The sequence below is a fragment of the Bacillus spongiae genome (assembly GCF_037120725.1).
Taxonomy (GTDB): domain Bacteria; phylum Bacillota; class Bacilli; order Bacillales; family Bacillaceae_K; genus Bacillus_CI; species Bacillus_CI spongiae.
In genome coordinates this window covers 22,995-44,735 of the sequence record NZ_JBBAXC010000013.1, presented here as the reverse complement: position 1 = coordinate 44,735, position 21,741 = coordinate 22,995, and the positions used below count along the sequence as shown (strand labels likewise).

Annotated in this window: 18 protein-coding genes and 1 pseudogene; 18 read left to right on the top strand and 1 reads right to left on the bottom strand. The window is 37.3% G+C overall.

Annotation, left to right across the window (positions count from 1 at the left end; all coding sequences use genetic code 11):
* Positions 1-313: 313 nt before the first annotated feature.
* Entirely contained in the window at positions 314-1,609 is a 1,296-nt protein-coding gene (locus WAK64_RS15480) for an L-lactate MFS transporter (RefSeq protein ID WP_336587900.1), read from the top strand.
* Positions 1,610-2,078: 469 nt separating this feature from the next.
* Here the strand turns inward: WAK64_RS15480 and WAK64_RS15475 are convergent, their stop codons facing one another.
* The gene (locus tag WAK64_RS15475) at positions 2,079-2,873 is read right to left on the bottom strand and encodes an alpha/beta fold hydrolase (protein ID WP_336587899.1); all 795 of its coding nucleotides are present in this window, start codon (positions 2,871-2,873) and stop codon (positions 2,079-2,081) included.
* 169 nt (positions 2,874-3,042) lie between these two features.
* On the opposite strand from WAK64_RS15475, the gene WAK64_RS15470 reads away from it, so the two are divergent.
* The 17 genes and pseudogenes from WAK64_RS15470 to WAK64_RS15390 all read left to right on the top strand — a co-directional run bounded on the left by WAK64_RS15470 (position 3,043) and on the right by WAK64_RS15390 (position 21,667).
* Positions 3,043-3,498 carry a DUF3939 domain-containing protein gene (locus tag WAK64_RS15470; protein ID WP_336587898.1) on the top strand — a complete coding sequence of 152 codons (456 nt, stop codon included), beginning with the start codon at positions 3,043-3,045 and terminating at the stop codon, positions 3,496-3,498.
* A gap of 361 nt (positions 3,499-3,859) precedes the next feature.
* Positions 3,860-4,750 (top strand): nitrilase-related carbon-nitrogen hydrolase, encoded by an 891-nt coding sequence (locus WAK64_RS15465; RefSeq protein WP_336587897.1) that lies wholly within the window; start codon positions 3,860-3,862, stop codon positions 4,748-4,750.
* Positions 4,751-4,824: 74 nt separating this feature from the next.
* Positions 4,825-6,180 (top strand): NAD(P)-dependent oxidoreductase, encoded by a 1,356-nt coding sequence (locus WAK64_RS15460; protein WP_336587896.1) that lies wholly within the window; start codon positions 4,825-4,827, stop codon positions 6,178-6,180.
* Between the two features lie 24 nt (positions 6,181-6,204).
* Positions 6,205-7,500 (top strand): NAD-dependent dihydropyrimidine dehydrogenase subunit PreA, encoded by a 1,296-nt coding sequence (preA, locus tag WAK64_RS15455; protein ID WP_336587895.1) that lies wholly within the window; start codon positions 6,205-6,207, stop codon positions 7,498-7,500.
* Positions 7,501-7,528: 28 nt separating this feature from the next.
* Complete coding sequence (hydA, locus tag WAK64_RS15450; RefSeq protein WP_336587894.1) at positions 7,529-8,944, top strand: dihydropyrimidinase; 1,416 nt, start codon at positions 7,529-7,531, stop codon at positions 8,942-8,944.
* Positions 8,945-9,115: 171 nt separating this feature from the next.
* Entirely contained in the window at positions 9,116-10,591 is a 1,476-nt protein-coding gene (locus tag WAK64_RS15445; protein WP_336587893.1) for an NCS1 family transporter, read from the top strand.
* Positions 10,592-10,604: 13 nt separating this feature from the next.
* Entirely contained in the window at positions 10,605-10,811 is a 207-nt protein-coding gene (locus WAK64_RS15440) for a hypothetical protein (RefSeq protein WP_336587892.1), read from the top strand.
* 14 nt (positions 10,812-10,825) lie between these two features.
* Positions 10,826-11,005 (top strand): hypothetical protein, encoded by a 180-nt coding sequence (locus WAK64_RS15435; protein ID WP_336587891.1) that lies wholly within the window; start codon positions 10,826-10,828, stop codon positions 11,003-11,005.
* Between the two features lie 68 nt (positions 11,006-11,073).
* On the top strand, positions 11,074-12,669 hold the full coding sequence (locus WAK64_RS15430) for a PucR family transcriptional regulator (protein WP_336587890.1): 1,596 nt from the start codon (positions 11,074-11,076) through the stop codon (positions 12,667-12,669).
* A 117-nt stretch (positions 12,670-12,786) separates the two neighbouring features.
* Positions 12,787-14,253: a CoA-acylating methylmalonate-semialdehyde dehydrogenase gene (locus WAK64_RS15425; protein WP_336587889.1), complete on the top strand. Its 1,467-nt coding sequence runs from the start codon at positions 12,787-12,789 to the stop codon at positions 14,251-14,253.
* 47 nt (positions 14,254-14,300) lie between these two features.
* Positions 14,301-15,656, top strand: a complete 1,356-nt coding sequence (locus WAK64_RS15420; RefSeq protein WP_336587888.1) for an aspartate aminotransferase family protein — start codon at positions 14,301-14,303, stop codon at positions 15,654-15,656.
* Positions 15,657-15,864: 208 nt separating this feature from the next.
* A pseudogene (locus WAK64_RS15415) lies at positions 15,865-15,963 on the top strand (GNAT family N-acetyltransferase); the annotation flags it as partial.
* Between the two features lie 68 nt (positions 15,964-16,031).
* A complete protein-coding gene (locus WAK64_RS15410) occupies positions 16,032-16,292 on the top strand; it encodes a hypothetical protein (protein ID WP_336587887.1) in 261 nt (86 codons plus the stop codon).
* A 918-nt stretch (positions 16,293-17,210) separates the two neighbouring features.
* On the top strand, positions 17,211-18,932 hold the full coding sequence (locus WAK64_RS15405; RefSeq protein ID WP_336587886.1) for an ABC transporter ATP-binding protein: 1,722 nt from the start codon (positions 17,211-17,213) through the stop codon (positions 18,930-18,932).
* The gene (locus WAK64_RS15400) at positions 18,922-20,691 is read left to right on the top strand and encodes an ABC transporter ATP-binding protein (protein WP_336587885.1); all 1,770 of its coding nucleotides are present in this window, start codon (positions 18,922-18,924) and stop codon (positions 20,689-20,691) included. Before WAK64_RS15405 ends, WAK64_RS15400 begins: the two co-directional genes overlap by 11 nt.
* 10 nt (positions 20,692-20,701) lie before the next feature.
* A complete protein-coding gene (locus tag WAK64_RS15395; protein ID WP_336587884.1) occupies positions 20,702-21,127 on the top strand; it encodes a GNAT family N-acetyltransferase in 426 nt (141 codons plus the stop codon).
* A 249-nt stretch (positions 21,128-21,376) separates the two neighbouring features.
* The gene (locus tag WAK64_RS15390) at positions 21,377-21,667 is read left to right on the top strand and encodes a hypothetical protein (RefSeq protein WP_336587883.1); all 291 of its coding nucleotides are present in this window, start codon (positions 21,377-21,379) and stop codon (positions 21,665-21,667) included.
* Positions 21,668-21,741: the final 74 nt, after the last annotated feature.

Sequence of the window (21,741 nt, the reverse complement as noted above, 5' to 3'; positions counted from 1 at the left end):
TACAATGGTAAGAAAAGAGTTTTTTTTAATAATGAACATCCTGCCTCCTTTGGTAGTTACTAAATTCTTCCGAACGCCACTAAATAATGATTCATTTCATCTCCTTTTCCTTACAAATAAAAGATTAATCAATCTTGGACAGTGAAATAGATGTCGCATAAAATATTTATGTTCAATATTTCACAAAGTAGTCATATTCATTAGATACTAATCAATTTTTTTCACAGTATAATAAAAATGCATAATACTTGTGATAACTTTCACAAACTTAACTCATTTATTTACAACTCACAATAAAAAGGAGAGATTTCAAATGAAACAAAAAAACCGTTGGTTAATTGCTTTATCTGCGATTGCCATCCACATTTCAATCGGTTCTGTATACGCATACAGTGTATATAAAAAACCAATTCATGATGAATTAGGGTGGAGCAGCACTGAGACTGCCCTGGCATTTACCATCGCAATATTTTGTTTAGGAACGTCAGCAGCGTTTTTCGGCAAGGTAGTTGAGAAAAAAGGCCCTCGTTTTTCTGCTATCGTTGCAGCTATTTTATTTTCAAGTGGTCTTATTGGGACTGGATTTGCTATACAACTTGAATCATTATACGGATATTATTTAACGTATGGACTCATTAGTGGAATGGGATTAGGAATCGGCTATATAGCGCCGGTGTCAACATTAGTCAAATGGTTCCCTGATCGCCGTGGTTTAGCTACTGGTATGGCAGTTATGGGGTTTGGAGCAGGCGCATTAATTTGTAGTCCCGTTGCCAACTATTTAATTGAAAATGTTGGACTATCACAAACATTTTTTATTCTAGGTATTACATATTTTATCCTTATGATCTCAGGAGCATTATATATAGCACGACCTGAAGAAGGATGGGTACCAGCTGCCATGAAGGAAGCGTCACAAAAAGGAAAAGGTAAAATCAAACAAGACCTTGCACAGCTTACTGCAAACGAAGCAGTAAAAACAAAACGATTCTGGATGTTATGGGTAATGATGTTTATTAATATATCATCAGGAATTATGCTCATATCAGTTGCTTCACCAATGGCTCAAGAAAAAGTAGGTATGACAGCTGTAGCAGCAGCAAGTATGGTTGGAATAATGGGGTTCTTTAACGGTGGTGGACGTATCGGTTGGGCTACTGCATCAGATTATTTAGGAAGAACCAATGTGTTTACGATATTTTTCTCCCTTCAACTCGTAGCATTTTTAATCTTACCAACCGTTTCAAACCAGGCTGTTTTTATAACATTAATTTTCCTTATTTTAACCATTTATGGTGGGGGATTTGCCTCTTTACCAGCCTTTATTGGAGATTTATTTGGTACAAAGCAATTAGGTGCAATCCACGGTTATTTACTAACATCTTGGTCTATGGCCGGTGTGTTCGGACCAATGCTCGTATCCTATATTAAAGATACAACAAACAGCTATAATGCTACATTTTATATATTCTCAGCATTTCTTACAATCGCATTAATTACTTCGTTCCTTATCCGTATGGATATTAAAAAAATTAAAGAACAACAAGAGCCAACTTCTCAACAAAATAACGTTAAACAACAAATGATTGCCATGCAGCACAACACTTAAATTCAGTTGCACTCCTACTACACTATAAGATAACAAGACAAGGTGACTTTGGTGAGAATCTACACGCTTTGGAGAAAGGAGTTCAACATACTTGGAATAGTTTGTTAGAAATTCTCCATTACTAGCATTCTCCTTTTATCAATAGAGACTATTCACAAAATATTGAAGGGTGAGCAACCGGTTAGCGAAATTAGAATGTTTTAGATTACGTGCATTTCTAGAGTGTACTTACTAAATATCTCCAGATTGAAAAAGAACAGTTCAGCTACGCATTCTTGTTCGCTAATGATTGGAGTAGGTGTAGACTACAGAAAATGGTGAAGAGGTATAAACAAGCGGGCTTCTTGCTGATTCATTACATTCGGATATAGACCCATTAACATGTAAAGAGCGACTTTTCAAGTTATCTACTACTCCAATAATTGTGCGGTAATAGAAAAAACGAACTAGACATAGTCTAGTTCGTTTTTTATGCAGAAATAATAGTTGATTTTGATGTCAAATCGTTTATAAAGTCAATAGAAATCTCATTAAAACGTTCAGGCTGGTCAATATTGCATACGTGACCACAATTTTCAATAGAGGCTAATTCTAAATCTTTTTGACGTTTTACCAATTCTTTCACAGGTGTGATGAATAAATAGTCTTCTTGTCCCATAATAAATAATGTGGGAATGCCTTTAACGACTTTTTGTAGGTTACGTAAATACGGGTTTACGGATTTTGTTAAAGAAAACCACCTGACAAATTCCTTTTGGCACATTTTCTTAGCTTGCCTGATAAAGGCGTAACGAGATTCAGTGTGTGATTTCTTTGGCATGATAATCCAAGCGAAAAAACGGTAAAGCCACATGTAAGGAAAAATATTTTTGCACATATTCCCAATCGATAACAAGAATTTAGTTCGAAGATTCAGTTGAATAACCGCACCTGCTAATATCATAGACTCTACTTGATTTGGATAAATTCTAGCGAATGTTTGAACGACAATCGTTCCTAAAGAAATGCCAATCATATGGGTTTTGGTTAGATTAAGATGATCCAAAACTTTTTTTACATCTTCCGCAATTTCATTAAAGGTATCACCTTTTTGCCATGTGACATCGGACTTTCCATGGCCCCTTAAATCGATACATAACACATTAAATCGTTGTTTATATTCCTTAATTTGTTTATACCAGATGGATGAACTTCCACCTGCCCCATGAATAAATGTTACCCACGGTGCGTTAGGCTCATGTAAATATGTTCTGTAATGTAACACGTTGGTGTGCAACCTCATTTCTAAAAAGTCTCTCATTTTTATTTAATCATTCTAATAAATTGAAATCAAGTAGAAAATCGTAGAATTTTGTAGATTGATAACGTTTATACCAATAATCAGAGAATGTGCAAAAATATGGTATAATAATGTAAGAATCTACTAATCACTTATGGAGGTGCTACAACTGTTAAAAAAATGGTTTCAACGGTTCTCAAGGCAAAAGGTATCCTTGCTATCGATCGATCAAGCAATATCTGAATGGGGAAAGAACAAGCATGAATCAGTTGATTATACGGTTCTATTACATTCAGATCAATCGATTAATTATTCCTTTCTTAAACCGTATTTAAAAATAATACCGAATAATAAAGTTTATATGAGTAAACATACGTTCAAATTATATGAAGAAAATGAAAAAGAACGCATGCTTTTACTTGATGCTGCACAAGATGCAGTCTTTCTATATTTAATTAAGATGGATACGTCAACTATTCCGGTCTATCATGGGACAAAGAGGTTGAACCAACAGACTTTAGTAAATGCTAAGGTCATTCCAGAACCGTTCCCAGTAGAGTTATTTGTTGAAGACACTGTCTTTATTACGGATAGTGAGCAAGCTGTGTAACAGAGAAACGCTTTTCATAGTTTCATATGAGAAGTGTTTTTTTTTGTTTTCATAAACCCTTATGACTGCATAATTGACGAAATTCCCTATAAATCAATAAAATTAGCTAACTTTTTTTTATTTCAACCTTCTTATTACAACAAACTTTGTAATAGAACTATGGTAACTTATTGAATAGTAAAACGATAGTAAATCGTAACAAATTGTCTAGTCTATGTGATGAATGTTCTTACAAAATGTCTAATGATTCATCGTTATTCACTCCTTACAATGATGAGAAGGTCATAAGATTCCGTCTATACTTTTAGCATTACGAAACTACCTTTAGAAAAATATGTGAATAAAAGGAGGAAGAGAGTAGATGTCAGATAGAGTGAAAATCGGTCTGATACAGGCAAAGCATGAGGTAGATGGGAGTGAGCCGGTAAATGTACATAAAGAAAAGGCAATCGAAAAGCATATCCGGCTTGTGAAAGAGGCAGCGGACAAGGGCGCACAAATTATTTGCTTACAAGAGGTCTTTTATGGTCCCTATTTTTGTGCTGAACAAAGCCCTAAATGGTATGATTCGGCAGAGGAAATTCCAGATGGGCCAACTACGACAAGATTTCAAGCAATCGCAAAAAATTTAGGAGTTGTAATCATCTTACCGATTTATGAAAGAGAAGGGATTGCAACGTATTATAATGCAGCAGCGGTAATTGATGCGGATGGACGTTATTTAGGGAAATATCGTAAACAGCACATTCCTCACGTCGGAGTCGGAGATGAAGGTTGTGGTTTTTGGGAAAAGTTTTATTTTAAGCCTGGTAATCTGGGCTATCCCGTTTTTGAAACAGCCTTTGCTAAAATTGGGGTTTATATATGCTACGATCGCCATTTTCCAGAGGGCGCTCGTTTACTTGGATTAAAGGGGGCGGAAATAGTCTTTAATCCATCCGCTACCGTTGCAGGGCTTTCTGAATATTTATGGAAGCTTGAGCAGCCTGCCCATGCCGTAGCGAATGGCTACTATTTAGGTGCAATTAATCGTGTCGGCATTGAAGGGCCATGGAATATGGGCGAATTTTATGGTCAGTCATATATAGTTGATCCACGTGGAAATTTTGTTTCGATGGGTAGTCGTGATCAAGATGAAGTCATTATTGGAGAAATAGATAAAAAAATGATACGTGAAGTTCGAGATACTTGGCAGTTTTATCGAGATAGACGCCCCGAAACCTATGGTGACATGACAGCATTGCTACCATAAGCGAATACGGCTTTACATAATTAAATTTATGTAAAGTCGTATTTACTTTTACTAAATGATAGGGAGGTTATGTGATGAAGGAATCTACTTCTATGAGAGATTTTAAGGCGAATTTTGCAGAAGTGAAGGAAGGACTCTCAAGAAAAGAAGCGGTGGAAGAAGCGAACCGTTGTTTGTATTGCTATGATGCTCCTTGTATTCAAGCTTGTCCTACTGGAATCGATATCCCATCGTTTATTAAAAAAATACCTTCAGGAAATCTAAAGGGTTCAGCTAAAACGATTATGGCAGCTAATCCAATGGGCGCAAGCTGCGCTCGAGTATGTCCGACAGAGGAGCTCTGCGAGGGAGCTTGTGTGTTAAACCATTCGACTAAGCCAATTATGATTGGTGATTTACAACGTTATGCAACAGATTGGGCGAGGCATAATGATACTCAATTATTTCAGCCATTGCAATCAAATGGAAAAACGGTCGCCATCATAGGAGGAGGACCAGCAGGTTTATCAGCAGCTAGGGAGCTTGCTTTATTTGGGTATGAAGTAACCATCTTTGAAGCAGAGAAAGAGGCAGGTGGGTTAAATTCTTTCGGAATTGTTTCATTTCGACTTCCACAAGCGATTTCTTTTTGGGAGGTTGAGCAAGTTCGAAAATTGAACGTCAAGATTAAAACGAATACAAAGATCGGAAAAGATATATCTGCAAAAAGTATTATGAACCAGTTTGATGCTGTTATCTTTGCAGTTGGAATGGCTAACGTGCGCAAATTAAATATTCCGGGCGAAGAATTAGAGGGGGTATTTGACGCCATTCAATTCATTAAATCAACGAAATCCATGCCATTAAATGAAACACTGAGTGGGAAGAATGTAGTGGTAATCGGAGCAGGAAACACAGCGATTGATGGGGCAACATGTGCTGTGCGTTTAGGAGCAAAGGATGTGAAAATCGTATATAGACGAACACAAGAAGAGATGACAGCCTATGATTTTGAGTATCATTTTGCGAAGCAAGAGGGCGTCGAATTTCGTTGGCTTACTGCACCTAAGCGGTTTATTGGAAATGAGGAAGGGAAAGTAGTGGCAATGGAATGTGTGAAAATGCAGCTAAGTGAACGAGTGGAGGGTGGAAGAAGGTTAGCCGTGCCAATTAAGAATTCTGAATTCATTGTAGAAGTGGATGCTGTTATTATGGCCATTGGACAAGAAAGACATCAAAGCTTAATAGAAGAATTTGAATTAAACCATTTGGACGGCGTTGTGCAAGTAGATTCAACTACTTTCGTAACATCTAATTCTCGTATTTTTGCTTGTGGAGATGTCATATTTGGAAATGGAAAAGGAGAAGCGATGGTTGTAACAGCAGCCCAACAAGGGAAGAAGGCGGCATATAGTGTACACGCTTCATTAATGAGTCGTGCTTCTATTTAAGTTGAGTGAGAGGAGGAAGATTACATGGCTGATTTAAGAATGAATTTTGCTGGAATTCAGTCTCCAAATCCTTTTTGGTTGGCCTCAGCACCGCCAACAAATTCTGCCTATCAGGTACAACGAGCATTTGAGGCAGGGTGGGGAGGAGCTGTTTGGAAAACGTTAGGTGACCCGATTATTAATGTTTCTTCTCGGTTTGCAGCAGTTCACTATAACGGGCAAAGAGTAGCAGGATTTAATAATATTGAGTTAATTACTGACCGCCCACTTGAAGTGAATTTACAAGAGATTTATGACACAAAAAAGAAGTATCCTGATCATGTAGTGATCGCTTCATTAATGGTCGAACCGAAGCAGAAGAATTGGCATGAAATTGTGAAAAAGGTAGAGAGTGTCGGTGTAGATGGATTGGAGTTGAATTTTGGTTGTCCACATGGAATGGCAGAAAGAGGAATGGGGTCAGCGTCTGGACAAGTACCAGAGTTGGTCAAAAAACAAACGTATTGGGTTAAAGAAGTTGCCCAAACACCTGTTATTGTCAAATTAACCCCAAACATTACAGATATAACCGTAACGGCCGAAGCAGCAGTACAAGGAGGAGCGGATGCCATTAGTTTGATCAACACAATCAACAGTCTAGCCGGCGTTGATCTGAATACTTGGAATACGATTCCTCACGTCGCTGGGAAGGGAGCACATGGAGGCTATTGTGGACCAGCAGTGAAACCAATTGCCTTAAATATGGTTGGTGAGTGTGCGAGAAACCCTCGAATAAATGTCCCAATCTCTGGTATTGGAGGAATTTCTGATTGGCAAAATGCGGCAGAATTTATGCTGATGGGTGCTACTGGTGTTCAAGTATGTACAGCGGTGATGCACCATGGCTTCCGAATTGTTGAGGATATGATTGAAGGGTTGGACCACTATCTTGAGGAGAAAGGAATTGACTCTGTTGAACACTTGATTGGGAAATCGGTCCGTAACTATTCTGATTGGGGCGATTTAGATTTAAATTATCAAATTGTCGCAAGGATCAATACGGACACCTGTATAAATTGCAATAAATGTTATATCGCTTGTGAAGATGCTTCTCATCAGTGTATTGATATCGTTACAAAGGAAAATGGAGAGCAATTTGTGAAGGTGAGAGAAGAGGATTGTGTGGGGTGTAATTTATGTTCAATCGTTTGTCCAGTTGATAATGCCATTGACATGATTGAGGTACAAAGTGAGCATCCGCCTATGAGCTGGAACGAACGGCAGGCAGCCATAAACAAGGTTCAAACCTTTCATACAAACCGAATGAAAGAAACGAACTGAATAAACAGAAAAAGGAGGAGTGAAAAAAATGAAAAAAATCATTAAACATGGTGTCATTGTCACAGCTACTGAAGAATATCAGGCGGACATCTTAATTGAGGATGGGAAAATCATCACGATTGGAGATTGTTTGGATGAAGCGAGTGCTGAACGCATTGACGCAAAGGGCTGTTATATCTTTCCTGGTGGGATTGATCCCCATACTCATTTAGAGATGCCCTTTGGCGGAACTGTATCGAAGGATGATTTTGAAACAGGAACAAAGGCTGCTGCTTTTGGTGGTACCACAACCGTTATTGATTTTTGTTTAACAGAGAAAGGGGAACCGCTAAAAGATGCCTTACAAACGTGGCATAAAAAATCAAAGGATAAAGCGGTGATTGATTATGGGTTTCATTTAATGATAAGTGAAATAAATGAATCCGTCCTAACAGAGTTAAAAGAGGTGGTCGAGGAGGGGGTTACTTCTTTTAAAGTATTTATGGCTTATAAGAATGTATTTCAAGCGGATGATGAAACGCTTTTTAAAACGCTACTTACAGCGAAGGAACTTGGTGCACTTGTGATGGTGCATGCTGAAAATGGTGATGTAATTGATTACTTAACGAAACAAGCCTTAAAGAAAGGGCAAACAGAGCCAATTTACCATGCGTTAACAAGACCACCGGAAGTGGAGGGAGAAGCAACAGGGAGAGCGGCAACGTTAACAGGATTATCTGAATCGCAATTATATGTTGTTCATGTTTCATGTGCTGAGGCGGTTGAGAACATCGCACAAGCTCGTACTAAAGGGTTTGATGTATGGGGGGAAACGTGCCCTCAGTATTTAGTTTTAGATCAATCGTATTTAAAACGTCCAAATTTCGAAGGGGCAAAATATGTTTGGTCGCCACCATTACGAGAAAAGTGGCATCAAGATGTTTTATGGAATGCATTGAAGACAGGTCAGTTACAAACACTTGGTTCGGATCAATGCTCCTTTGATTTTATCGGACAGAAGGATTTAGGGAAAGGAGATTTTACAAAGATTCCAAATGGAGGCCCTTTTATTGAAGATCGTGTTTCGATATTATTTTCCGAGGGAGTAAAAAAAGGAAGGATTACCATTAATCAATTTGTTGATATTATGTCAACAAGAGTCGCAAAATTATTTGGTCTATTTCCACAGAAGGGAACGATTTCAGTGGGGTCAGATGCTGATCTTGTCATCTTTGATCCAACGGTTGAAAGGACAATCTCAAAGGAAACACATCATATGGCGGTTGATTATAATGCCTTTGAAGGGCTAACAATTACGGGCGAACCTGTAAGTGTTTTATCAAGAGGAGAGTTTGTAATTAAAGATAAGGTTTTTGTAGGGAAGCCTGGAAACGGCAATTATTTAAAACGTGCAAAATACGGGAATCACTCCGTATTAGAAGTTCCTCATCAGACTAATTCATAGGACTACTCTATACTTCTATAGATAAAATCACTTCACTTTTTATTTTTCATAAAGAAATTCCATTACTACTTTGAATCGAAAGAGTTCAACTTTCTGTATCTGTATTAGTGAATGTTGCGAAGGAGATTCGTGTTATCTCTTTGCCAAAGCTGATAAAGAGGAGTGAGATTGTTGAAGAATAGTTACTTAAAATCTCCTGATTTATTGCCAATCACGAGTTCTGGAAGAAAGATTACCATAATGGGTTACTCTTTTATGTGGGTAGGGATGGTCGTTGTATTAGCTACTTTTGCTATAGGGGGTGCGGGTGTGATGTCGCTCCCATTACCTTTTGTTCTTATAGCTACGATTATCGGTTCGCTTGCGATAGGAGTCTTCATGAGTCTTACAGGAGATATTGGAATCGAACACGGTCTTTCCTTTCCCGTTTATATGAGAGCCCCTTTTGGTACGATTGGGACACATATTCCATCAATAGTTCGTGGATTAGCTGCATCGATGTGGTTTGGTATTAATACTTTTTTTGGTGCAACGGCAATGAATGGCATCTTGAACATTCTGTTTGAATTTGATCAATGGTTTCTCTGTTTCCTGTTATTTGCTTTCGTTCAATTACTCAATACAATATTGGGAATAAAGGCTGTTGAAAGATTTGCAGATCTTGCTGCACCTGTCATTATTTTGATATCGGTTTGGATGTACTCGACATTATCAGAATCTGCCGCCTCACAAGGTCGTGAAATATGGAGTTGGGTAGAAAGCCCTGTTACCGGTAGCGCAGCGATTACAGCGTTTTTAGTAGTCATTTTTAGTAATATGGGATTTTGGTCTACACTCTCAGCTGATATTAATTCGATTACTCGTTTTATGAAGGCACCCAAAAACGAACGAAATTGGTTTAAGAGAAATAGGAGTTCCTTAATTGGTAATTTGATCGCATTACCACTCACACAAACCTTCATGGTGTTAATTGGAGGGATTTCCTATATTGCTGTATTAGATTCTGACCCGGTTGTAGCATTGCAGGAGTCAGCGAGTGGTTTTTTTCTAGGCATTTTATTATTGATGATTGTTCTCGCCCAATGGTCAACCAATATCGCTGCAAATATTGTCCCAGCAGCTACGATATTCTCTAATATTGGTGGACCAAAGTTTCCTTTTTGGGCGGGCGTGATTACGGCGGGAATTGCCGGAATCATTGTTCAACCTTGGAATCTATTTGATGTCATCATTCCTGTTCTGTTATTTGTGGGTGGTATATTATCAGCAATCGTTGGGATATTAGTCTCAGATTATTATATTTTGCGGAGACGACGCGTAAATGTTCCCGATTTATACGAGAAGGAAGGGCAATTTAACTACATGAAAGGAGTAAATCTTGCCGGCTTTGTAGCATGGTTTTTAGGAGCGGTTGCTTCCTACTATATACCAAATTACTCCTTTATTGTTGGGTTTACAGTCGGTGGGGTGAGTTATTATGTTCTTGCAAAATATTGGTGGTTTAAGAAGTATAAACAAGCGGAGATAGAGGATCCGAATGATGAAAAATATTTAGGGATTACGGTCGGGAAAGAGTGGAAAATTGTGGTTGAGTCTGAGGAAGTAGTAGTGGATCATGAAGCTGATAATGTAAGGAGCCTATTTTAAAGGGGGGAAGAAAATGGTTAATCATCAAGAATATATAGCTGAGAGAGAGAAAATAGATTTTCTTATCGAAAAAGAATTTACTATTATCGATGTGACAGAAGATTTAAATGGTTCGATTGTAGTATTTTCGAAGGGGGAAGAAGAAATATCCTTACACGTGAAAACGGCAGAGGCTCGGAAATATTTTTCCAATTTATTAGTTCAAAAAAACGAAAATTAATAGGGGGAGGAAGTATGCAGCCTGAGTTTGAACGGAGATTACCACCTGATAGCATGGAGGCTACCGAGTTTAAAACTTCAGAAGAATTTGTTAGTTGGTTACTTGACTTGTTAGATGACTCATATGGGTCTGATCGAAACTTCCTAAATGAGTTAAACATACTGGTTGAAGTATTCATTTCCCCTATTGAATAGTCAGTAAAAGGGTTGGTTATCGTACCAGCCCTTTCCTTCATAATTGACGAGCAGAAAGGAGAGTATTGATGAGAAAAGATTTTCACCTTACAGTTCAACAAGTGTTAAAACGAAAATACTTTCAATCAGCAAAAGTCCTTGCCGGCTCTACTAGTCTTCATCGTCATGTTAAGTGGGTTCATATTGTGGAAGTGACAACGATTGAGAATTTGTTAAATGGAAATGAATTAATCCTTACAACTGGGCTAGCTTGGAAGGAGGAACATACGTTTCTTTCCATCATGGATCAGTTAATAGCCAGTCGTGCTGCAGGTATCTGTTTAGAATTAGGGACAAATATAGAGAGTATTCCTCCTTCTGTCATAAAGAAAGCAAATAAACATGATCTTCCTCTTATCATTTTCCAGGAAGAAGTCCCATTTGTAAAAATTACACAAGATATACATACTACGATTATTAATCAACAATATTCTTTAATAAGAGATTTAGAAAACTATTCACAACGACTCAATAAATATTTATTAACGATTAGTGACGTTAAAGAGATTCTTCAATTTTTGTATGATTATATTGAAACCCCTATTCTATTTAAATATAAGGACGAGAAGGTAATCAGTTTTCCGCCACGAAAAAAAAGAGACGGTGAAACTCACGTAAGCGAGCTCTATCATTCAAACTATATTTCTACTAAAGTCATTGTATTCGATGAGGAATTTGCTGAACTGCGGTTGGTAGGTGATCCAGATATTTTTCAAGAGTTTGAGCACTTATTACTTGATAGAACGGCTACCGCAATGGCTCATTATTTTCTTAGAGAACTATTTTTTGAAGAGAAAAAAAGGATGGAAGAAGCAAAATGGGTGGAAGGGTTGCTAAGTGGGTCCCATTCACCCGGTAAAATTCATGATTATTTAAGAAAATTAAAGGTTACAGTACCCATACATGGTGGAGTGGTTTGTTTATGTACCATCCATTCATATGAGGAAAAAGAAAAAATGGATGGAACGTATTTTCAACTTCTAACACGAACCACTTTTGAACAATATGGATTTGTTGCCATTACAGAAAGTAAGGATAATCAGCCGTTGTATATTCTCCTTGATACAAGAAGTCCTTCTACATGGAAACGTCGAATCATACAAGCTATAGAACGGATCAATGATTCCCATTTTGTACGAAAAAATACCTCTTCCTCATTATTTTTTTCGGTGGGGAAATATACTCATCAACTATCAGCCATCCATAAAAGCTATCAATCATCTCTCGAAGCGATAAGGCTTCAACCACTCCAAAATGGGAATGGAAAGTACGTGTTTTTTGACGATTTACATCTGATCCGTATGGTTGCAATACTTGAACAACAGATGGATTTGTCACAATTGGTCAATGAGTATTTACAGCCTATTATTGATTATGATCAGAAGCAAAATACGAAGCTATTTCAAACATTAAAGGTTTATTTACATTGTCATGGCTGTAAGAAAAAAACAGCAGAACAATTATATATTGTTCGTCAAACTTTATATCATCGCTTAAGTAGAATAAAGAAGTTATTAGGAGATGATTATATGGAACCAAGAAAACGAATGACCCTGGAATTACTACTATTTGCTTATGACTATTTTCAAGAAGAAAGCTCTCTACCTTCACAATTGGAATCATGATATTTAACAAAATGTATAAATGGAATACGATACTATTTAACATTATGTCTAATGAAAGAAGCTCGTCCCTCTTTCATAATGAAAGAAGGAGAGTCCAGTTTGAAAGGAGGAATAAAGATGACAGTGATTAGAAGTGAAACGAAAAAAATAAAAAATTTCATCAATGGGAAATGGATTGAACCACAAAGTCCTAAATTAATGGAAGTGATCAATCCGGCAACAAATGAAGTCATGGCAACGGTTCCGATTTCCTCAAAGGAGGATGTTGATGAAGCGGCAAAAGCAGCGAAAAAAGCATTTTCCGTTTGGAGAAAAGTTCCTGTTCCTAAACGGGCACGACTATTATTTTCATTCCATAATCTTCTGATAAAAAACCATGCACAATTAGCAAAGCTTATAGTTCAAGAAAACGGAAAGGCCTACAAAGAGGCGTACGGAGAGGTGCAAAGGGGAATTGAATGTGTAGAGTTTGCAGCTGGTGCACCGTCTCTCATGATGGGGGAAAGCTTAACAGGAATTGCTGAAGAAATTGATTCAGAAATGGTTCGCTTTCCTTTAGGAGTCATCGGGGGAATTACCCCATTTAATTTTCCAATGATGGTCCCTTTATGGATGTTTCCGTTAGCAATTGCTTGTGGAAATACGTTTGTCTTAAAACCTTCTGAGAAAACGCCAATACTTGCAAATCGTCTTGCGGAGTTATTTACGGAAGCGGGTGCTCCTAATGGTGTTTTAAACGTGGTACATGGTACGCATGATGTAGTAAACGGGTTACTAGAGCATCGTGAAATTTCAGCAATCTCCTTTGTCGGATCACAGCCAGTGGCAAAATATGTGTATGAAACGGCTGCTCAACATGGGAAGAGGGTTCAAGCGTTATCAGGAGCCAAAAATCATCATATTGTGATGCAGGATGCGGATTTGGAGAAAGCAGCTACTCATATTATTAGTTCAGCCTTTGGGAGTGCGGGTCAGAGATGTATGGCTTGCAGTGCCGTAGTGGTCGTCGGAGAAAATGATGCATTCATTAAAGCGCTGATGAGAAAAGCAGATGAACTTATCATTGGATCAGGGCTGGATGAGAATGTTCTTCTTACACCAGTAATTCGAAAGGAAGCTCTTGAAAAAGTACTCCACTACATCCAAAAAGGCCTTGAAGAAGGAGCAAGGCTGATTCGGGATGGTCGAAAGGAGATGGATAATCAGAAGGAAGGGTATTTTTTAGGACCAACTATTTTTGATTATGTTCAACCTGACATGACCATTGCGAAAGAAGAACTTTTTGCCCCTGTATTAAGTATTCTTCGTTCAAGCAATCTGGATGAAGCACTTGAGTACATTCGACTATCGAAGTATGGAAATGGGGCCACCATCTATACAAAGGATGCAAAGGCAGTGAAACAATTTCGGGAAGAAGCGGATGCTGGAATGCTTGGAATTAATGTAGGAGTACCCGCAACGATGGCATTTTTTCCGTTTTCAGGGTGGAAGAACTCGTTCTATGGTGATCTACATGTAAATGGCAAGGACGGTGTCAATTTTTTCACAAGAAAGAAAATGATTACATCTCGTTTTGATTATTAAATAATATAGCGCATATAGTGTAATGAATGAAAGAAAGGGGGAACAGTATGGTTCAAGCTAGAGAGACGAGAGATTCACTTTTAAATAAGGACGAACAAATGCTTTGGCATTCAATGAAGCCGTATAATTCTGATTCTACAATGATTGTGAAAGAATCAGAAGGTGCTTGGATCACCACCGAGGATGGAAAAAAATATTTGGATGCTATGGCGGGGTTATGGTGTGTCAATGTGGGGTACGGTCGCCAAGAATTAGCCGATGCTGCCTATGAACAATTAAAAAAAATGGCGTATTTTCCCTTAACACAAAGCCATGAACCTGCGATTCGTTTAGCGGAGAAATTAAATGAATGGTTAAACAATGAATATGTATTTTTCTTTTCAAATAGTGGTTCAGAAGCAAATGAAACAGCTTTTAAAATTGCTCGGCAGTTCCACTACCAAAAAGGAGAGCATAGCAGATATAAAATCGTGTCACGATATCGATCGTATCACGGGAATTCGATGGGGTCTTTAGCTGCTACGGGGCAAGCTCAACGTAAATATAAATATGAACCGCTTGCACAAGGGTTCCTTCACGTATCACCACCTGATGCTTACCGAGATAACACGGATGTTAAGCATCCGCAAGAGCTTTCCTCCGTTCAAGAGATTGATAAAACGATGACTTGGGAGCTGAGCGAAACGATTGCCGCCATGATTATGGAGCCCATTATTACGGGAGGGGGCATCCTTGTTCCTCCAGAGGGATATATGAGGGCAGCAAAAGAAGTTTGTGAAAAACATGGGGCACTGTTAATTGTCGATGAAGTGATATGTGGGTTTGGTCGAACAGGTAAGCCATTTGGTTTCATGAATGAACAGATAAAGCCAGATATTATTACGATGGCAAAGGGGATTACAAGTGCCTATTTACCTTTGTCGGCTACGGCAGTGAAAAAAGAAATATACGAACAGTTTAAAGGGAATGAGGATTACGATTTCTTCCGCCATATTAATACTTTTGGAGGTAATCCTGCTGCATGTGCTCTTGCCTTAAAAAATTTAGAAATAATGGAAAATGAAAAACTATTTGAGCGTTCAGCTGAATTAGGGGAACGTGTCATAAATGAACTGAAACATAAATTGTTTGACCATCCCTATGTTGGGGATGTAAGAGGAAAAGGCCTGTTAATTGGAATTGAGCTAGTAGATAATAAAGAAAGTAAAACGCCGTTAGATATCCAAAAAGTAAACCAAGTCATTCATTATTGCAAAGAAAAAGGAATTCTGATCGGAAAGAATGGCATGACGGTTGCTGGTTACAATAATGTTTTAACCCTTTCGCCGCCACTTATGATTGAACAGTCTGACTTAAACTTAATCGTTCATACCGTTATTAATGGAATCAATTCAATTCGGTAAATGCTTCCCCTATACCCTTTTTGGGTGTAGGGCTTTATTATGCTTATTTGAATTTCAGTATTAACGTAAATAATCAAAAAAACATAAAGAAGACAATAATTACATTGGTATTGTTATTGTGCTAACCTATTTCAAAGAGTAATAAGGAATTTAATGTGAAATACGGTAAAGTTAAAATGGTATTGTTTACGTGAAGGAGAAAGAAATCATGATTTCTGAATTACAACAAAGTGAATTTTATAAATGCAATGATTTAGTAAATGAGAAAGGACAATTAGAAGTAAAAGCAGTAGTAGAAGGTGTTAATCGGCTCTCTCATTGAAGCTAGAATCGTACGGAAATGGCAAGATAACAAGGAATGTGAGGTGGACTAGGTTGCTCCAAAATGATTATTTTCAAAATCATATGGAAGATGTAGTCATGATTCATCTAAAAAATCATTTGAAAGAAGGAGTAGATTTAGAATGTTTTAAAATTTTAAATCTTATTCATCAAATAGTGGTACCTTTAGGGATAAAGTTTGATCAACAGTTAGTTTTATATCCTAAAGGAGATCGATTGGATAGAGTAGAGGTAGTCTTTAATAAAAATGATTATGTGCCTTTAAACAAAAAACTGGTGGAAGGGGATATTTGACTCACAGTCCCATTCAAACAATATTCTTGTCCTTTTTTCATTTCCCAAGCTACTCTTATACAATCTGTCAGCGGTAAGCCGACTGAAGGAGAGTATGCTGTAGTCAATCTTACTTTACAAAGCTTCTAAAATTTGTAAACAATAAAGAATTAGAGGATTTGTGGAAATAATTACTATAACGACCTTTTGAGAAGATACGTCTGTAAAAAAGAAGGAATGTATGTTAGAAGCCTTCCTTTTCAATTTTAATTGCACGATTTTTTGTAGTCGAAAGAAACCACAAAACAGTATTCAAAGTGCTTTATTAAATTCTCCGTTATTCTGTTTTTATACATGTATTGACTTGGGCGAATCCTTTTGTAGTTTAGAGAGGAAAAGGTTTATGAAGTAAAACAAATCCAAAAGGGACAAAATATTATGAAATAAGGGGTTAGAAGCACCTCCACTTACTATATCCATCTTCTTCACCGAAAATTTTTATCTCTATTCTTACACGACTCCAGCCACGATAATTATCGTCATATGCACTCAGTAAAATTTCAATCGACAACCTTAAAAACAATCTCCTCAATATTCTTTAATGAAAAGAGAGCATCGTTTACAAAACCCTCGATCAATATTTCCACTTATATATCAATGTCATGTTGTGTTCCGGTCAATCCTGTTCCATTTTGAATGATTTCATCACCCTATATATTTCTTGAGATTTATTTTTTCGTCAAATATTTCCGCACTGCTCGTTGAGTAAATCAAAATGAGCAATTAGCGCAATACTATCGGTGAGGATACCTCATTGACTTCATTAGTAATAATTACTTCCATTATGAAAGACAATCATCTATGATAAAACATAACCGAAAAGAATATTGAGGCAGGTGATACAAATCTTGAAATAGACAACTAGAAGGGGAGAGAAGGATGAGAAAAATATTATCTTACTTAACCTCCTATAAAGCATCTGTCACGATTGCCTTAAGTTTGATGCTTTTTGAGTTAGGTGTTGAGCTGTCACAGCCATTACTTATGGGAATCATTATAGACAGAGGGATTATTGCAGGTGATATGGAAGCTGTAACTCTTTGGGGAGGAATTTTATTAGGTTTATCCATTCTTGCATTTATTGCAGGGATTATTAATACGTTTTATTCAGCTAAAGTAAGCCAAGGTGTTGGCTATGAATTGCGAAGAGATTTATTTACAAAAACACAAGAAGTGTCGTTAACGACTTTTAAACAACACTCGCCTGCCACGTTATTAACGCGGATTACAAATGATGTTCAATCGATACAGGTGCTCCTGTTTATGGGACTCAGAATTATGCTAAGGGCTCCTTTATTTATCATTGGTAGTCTATTGATGGCTTTTATCGTCTATCCATCTATAGCTGTTTTATTATTAATTTCCGTTCCAATTTTATTAGGTATCTTTCTATTAATTTTAAAAAAGGGCGTAAATTTGTTTCAATATGTTCAAGAAAGTATTGATTCTGTCAACAATCGCATCAGAGAAAATTTGAAAGCCATGAAATTAGTGAAAGCCTTTAATAGAGGTTCTTATGAAAGCGACCGGTTCTATCATGACAATACATCATTACTTGGCCATAATACGAAAGCGTTAAAGGTGATGGAGATTTCAATGCCAGCTATTATGGGCGGTATGAATTTAATCTTAGTTGCCTTAATTTGGCTTGGTTCAACGGAAATGGCTAGTGGTGGAGCAGATGCAGGAGCCATTGTAGCGGTTATTAATTACGGAATGCGAATTTTGTTTGCTTTTTCAGTATTTTCCTTTTTAATCATGCATTTTTCTCGAGCGCAAGCATCAAGTAAACGGATAAATGAAATTATGGATCAGCCTGTTTCAACAAGTAAATCGAAGCAATCCATCGATGTTATTCATTCAATAGCATTTCAAAACGTAAGTTACAACGACGAGACGAGCGATCGATCAATTCTTCAAGATTTAAGTTTTTCTCTTACAGAAAACCAATTTGTCGGTGTCGTGGGTGAAACAGGATCTGGAAAGACAAGTTTACTGGAGCTCCTCCCTCGATTATATCCACATTCGACTGGTGAAATATTGGTGAATAATCAACCAATTGAAACCTACATAGAAGCTGATTTAAGACGATTGTTTGGGATTGTACCACAAGAAGCACATCTTTTCTCAGGATCCATTCGCGATAATATTTTATGGGGAAAAAAGGATGCATCGGATGAAGAAGTCATTGCGGCAGCCAAAAGTGCTCAAATTCATGATTTTATTCTTTCCCTTCCCGCTGGTTACGACAGCTACATTGGCCAAAAAGGGATGAATCTTTCAGGTGGTCAAAAACAACGGCTTTCGATTGCAAGAGCATTAATTCGAAAACCGAGTGTGTTGCTTCTTGATGATAGTACGAGTGCATTGGATGCCGAAACTGAAAAACGGTTACTAGAAGCACTTCAGGAGTATTCTTGTACAGTTGTGATGGTAGCACAAAAACTTAGTTCGATTAAGCAAAGTGAACTTATTTTGCTTCTAAACGAAGGAAAGATTGTCGGAAAAGGAACTCATTTTGATCTATTAGAAAATAATCCACTCTATCAATCAATTTATGCCTCGCAGCAACAGGGAGAAAGGAGTAGATATGTTCAATAATCGAAATAAGAAGGAACAACAAAACGGTTGGCGAACAACCATTTGGAAAATATGGGGCTATATGCGCGTGTATAGGGTCCGTTTTATGATTACTTTGTTCACGGTTATCCTCTCTTCCATTTTAGCACTTATGGCCCCGTATTTTTTAGGTGTAGCCGTTGATGAATTAATTGTTAAAGCAGATGTGGAAAAGACGCTCTACTTTATAGGCCTTTTAGTCATCATTTACGTATTGCAGATGATAACTCTCGTTTTACAAAATAATTGGATGATCGATATATCTCAGAAAACAGTATTTCAAATGAGAAATGATTTGTTTTTCCACTTGCAAAATCTCCCACTTGCTTTTTTTCAAGAACGCCAGCAAGGTGAGTTAATGAGTCGAATGACGAATGATATTGAAAATGTTAGTAGAACACTCAATTCCGCTGTCCTACAAATTGCAACAAGCTCGTTGATGATTGTTGGGACAATTGGAATGATGTTATGGTTAAGTCCGTTAATGACCCTCGTAACGTTAATGATTGTTCCATTTTTATTTTTTGGCTTGCGATGGATTACGAAGCGAACAGGACGCTATTTTAAAGAACAGCAAAAACATTTAGGAGAGTTAAATGGTTTTGTAGAAGAATCCTTGTCAGGCCAACAATTAATCAAGATGTACAGTAAAGAAGAAGAGATGAAGGCAACCTTTCAAGAGAGAAATGAAGAGTACCGTCAAGCAGGCTTCTGGGCACAAACGTACACGGGCTTTATTCCAAAGCTGATGAACATGCTAAACAATGTAAGCTTCGCTGCCATAGTAGGAGTGGGAGGAATCTTAGCGATTAATGGGTATGTAACAATAGGAGTCATCGTTACATTCACAGCTTATGCTAGACAGTTCACACGTCCACTAAATGATCTAGCCAATCAATTAAATATGGTATTATCAGCTGTTGCTGGAGCAGAAAGAGTTTTTGCTATTATGGAAGAACCGATTGAAAATCGAGATGAGGAACATGCCAAAAAATATGCAACGTTACAAGGAAATGTAAAATTTGAAAATGTCACTTTTTCATATGAAGGCGATCAGTCAACCTTAAAGAATATTTCATTTGAAGTGAATGAAGGAGATACGATTGCGTTAGTCGGTCCGACAGGTGCAGGAAAATCAACAATATTAAATATTTTGGCTCGATTTTATGAACCTGAACATGGGCAGGTTTGGGTTGATGATATAGCGTTAACGAAAATAAAGCGAGCAAGCTTACGCGAACATTTAGGGCTTGTCCTTCAAGATTCTTTTTTATTTGAAACGACGATTATGGAAAATATTCGATACGGAAACCTTGGAGCCACTGATGAAGAAGTCATAATTGCAGCAAAAAGAGCGAATGCGCATGAATTTATCATGGCCTTCCAAGATGGGTATCACACGATTCTGTCAGAGAAAACGACTATTAGTTTTGGGCAGCGTCAGCTAATTGCGATAGCGAGAGCATTTTTAAAGGAACCAAGTCTCTTATTACTAGATGAAGCAACGAGTAGCATTGATACGATTACGGAATTGAAAATTAATGATGCGTTATCAACGTTAATGAACAATCGTACAACGTTTGTGATCGCTCATCGATTAAATACGATTTTAAACGCTGATAATATTCTCGTCTTAAATAATGGAGAAATCATCGAGCAAGGCAAGCATGAGGAACTATTAGAGAGAAATGGGTTCTATGCGAAATTATATTATCAGCAGCGCCTAACGGAGACAGGATAGGAGTGGGAAGTTGAGTATATCGTTTGAAGTAGTATCAGAAGACTCCCTTTATATAGCAAAAGAAATGGTCACATCGAATCATGAACATTGGGAGAATACCAGCGGGGAGCTAGCTGAGCCGTTATCTAATATAGGAAATGGAAAATCACTGTTCCTTAAATTAGATGAGACGTATATTGGCTTGGTCAAATATGTAAAAGATAATGAGAGCGTAATGGTCAAATTATTACTGATTCATCCAGACTACCAAGGGTATGGTTTTGGAACGCAAGCCTTTTTTGCATTGGAACAACGCTGGAAGAGTGAAGGAGTACAGAGCTTACGTGTTCAGGAACAAAAAAATCAGTCTCGGGTAAATAAGTTTTGGGAGCATGTTGGCTTTCGAATAGATGACATGATGAAAGATGAGCGTGTTTATGTAAAAAAGGATTTGTAGATGGAAAGTCTCTCGTTTTTGAGAGGCTTTTTTTGATTTCAAATTAATCAATTTATCGAGAAGCACATTTTTTCGACTTACATTAAGGGCTTGTCTACAAACTGAGTCTCTCATTATTGAAAGGCTTTTTGTAGTAGTGTGAGAAAACCATTGTATTGTCCAGTATTATGTGTGTTTGTCTAAGCAGAAACGCAGTATGTTTCATATAATAGTACTAACTCAACGAATGAATGATGGAGGTGTTTAAAATTGAATGGTTCAAAAAATGATGGATTCCAAGGTCAATCTAATGACGGAAGGGATAGATTTTCACAGTTGATGTTTGGTCCTCCAAGAAATGAAGGAAATACAAACATTCCAACGCAAGAAGGGAATGAGTCAAATAATTCATTAGATATTAATTCATTGGTAAACGGACATAACCCTGATCAAATTATGAATCAGTTGGTTGAAATCTACGATTCAATTCAAGAACTAAAGCCAATCGTGAGTGAATTTACACCAGTGGTTGATTACTTAAAGAAAAAACTAAAACTATAACTTATAATATTAATGAAATAAGAATTAATATGAATGTTGGGAGGAGATTATCGAATGGATCATCTCCTTTTATT

Coding starts and splice junctions, on each gene's coding strand:
- WAK64_RS15480 (WP_336587900.1), top strand. CDS start 314: ATGAAACAAAAAAACCGTTGGTTAATTGCTTTATCTGCGATTGCCATC.
- WAK64_RS15470 (WP_336587898.1), top strand. CDS start 3,043: ATGGAGGTGCTACAACTGTTAAAAAAATGGTTTCAACGGTTCTCAAGG.
- WAK64_RS15465 (WP_336587897.1), top strand. CDS start 3,860: ATGTCAGATAGAGTGAAAATCGGTCTGATACAGGCAAAGCATGAGGTA.
- WAK64_RS15460 (WP_336587896.1), top strand. CDS start 4,825: ATGAAGGAATCTACTTCTATGAGAGATTTTAAGGCGAATTTTGCAGAA.
- preA (WP_336587895.1), top strand. CDS start 6,205: ATGGCTGATTTAAGAATGAATTTTGCTGGAATTCAGTCTCCAAATCCT.
- hydA (WP_336587894.1), top strand. CDS start 7,529: ATGAAAAAAATCATTAAACATGGTGTCATTGTCACAGCTACTGAAGAA.
- WAK64_RS15440 (WP_336587892.1), top strand. CDS start 10,605: ATGGTTAATCATCAAGAATATATAGCTGAGAGAGAGAAAATAGATTTT.
- WAK64_RS15435 (WP_336587891.1), top strand. CDS start 10,826: ATGCAGCCTGAGTTTGAACGGAGATTACCACCTGATAGCATGGAGGCT.
- WAK64_RS15430 (WP_336587890.1), top strand. CDS start 11,074: ATGAGAAAAGATTTTCACCTTACAGTTCAACAAGTGTTAAAACGAAAA.
- WAK64_RS15425 (WP_336587889.1), top strand. CDS start 12,787: ATGACAGTGATTAGAAGTGAAACGAAAAAAATAAAAAATTTCATCAAT.
- WAK64_RS15420 (WP_336587888.1), top strand. CDS start 14,301: ATGGTTCAAGCTAGAGAGACGAGAGATTCACTTTTAAATAAGGACGAA.
- WAK64_RS15405 (WP_336587886.1), top strand. CDS start 17,211: ATGAGAAAAATATTATCTTACTTAACCTCCTATAAAGCATCTGTCACG.
- WAK64_RS15400 (WP_336587885.1), top strand. CDS start 18,922: ATGTTCAATAATCGAAATAAGAAGGAACAACAAAACGGTTGGCGAACA.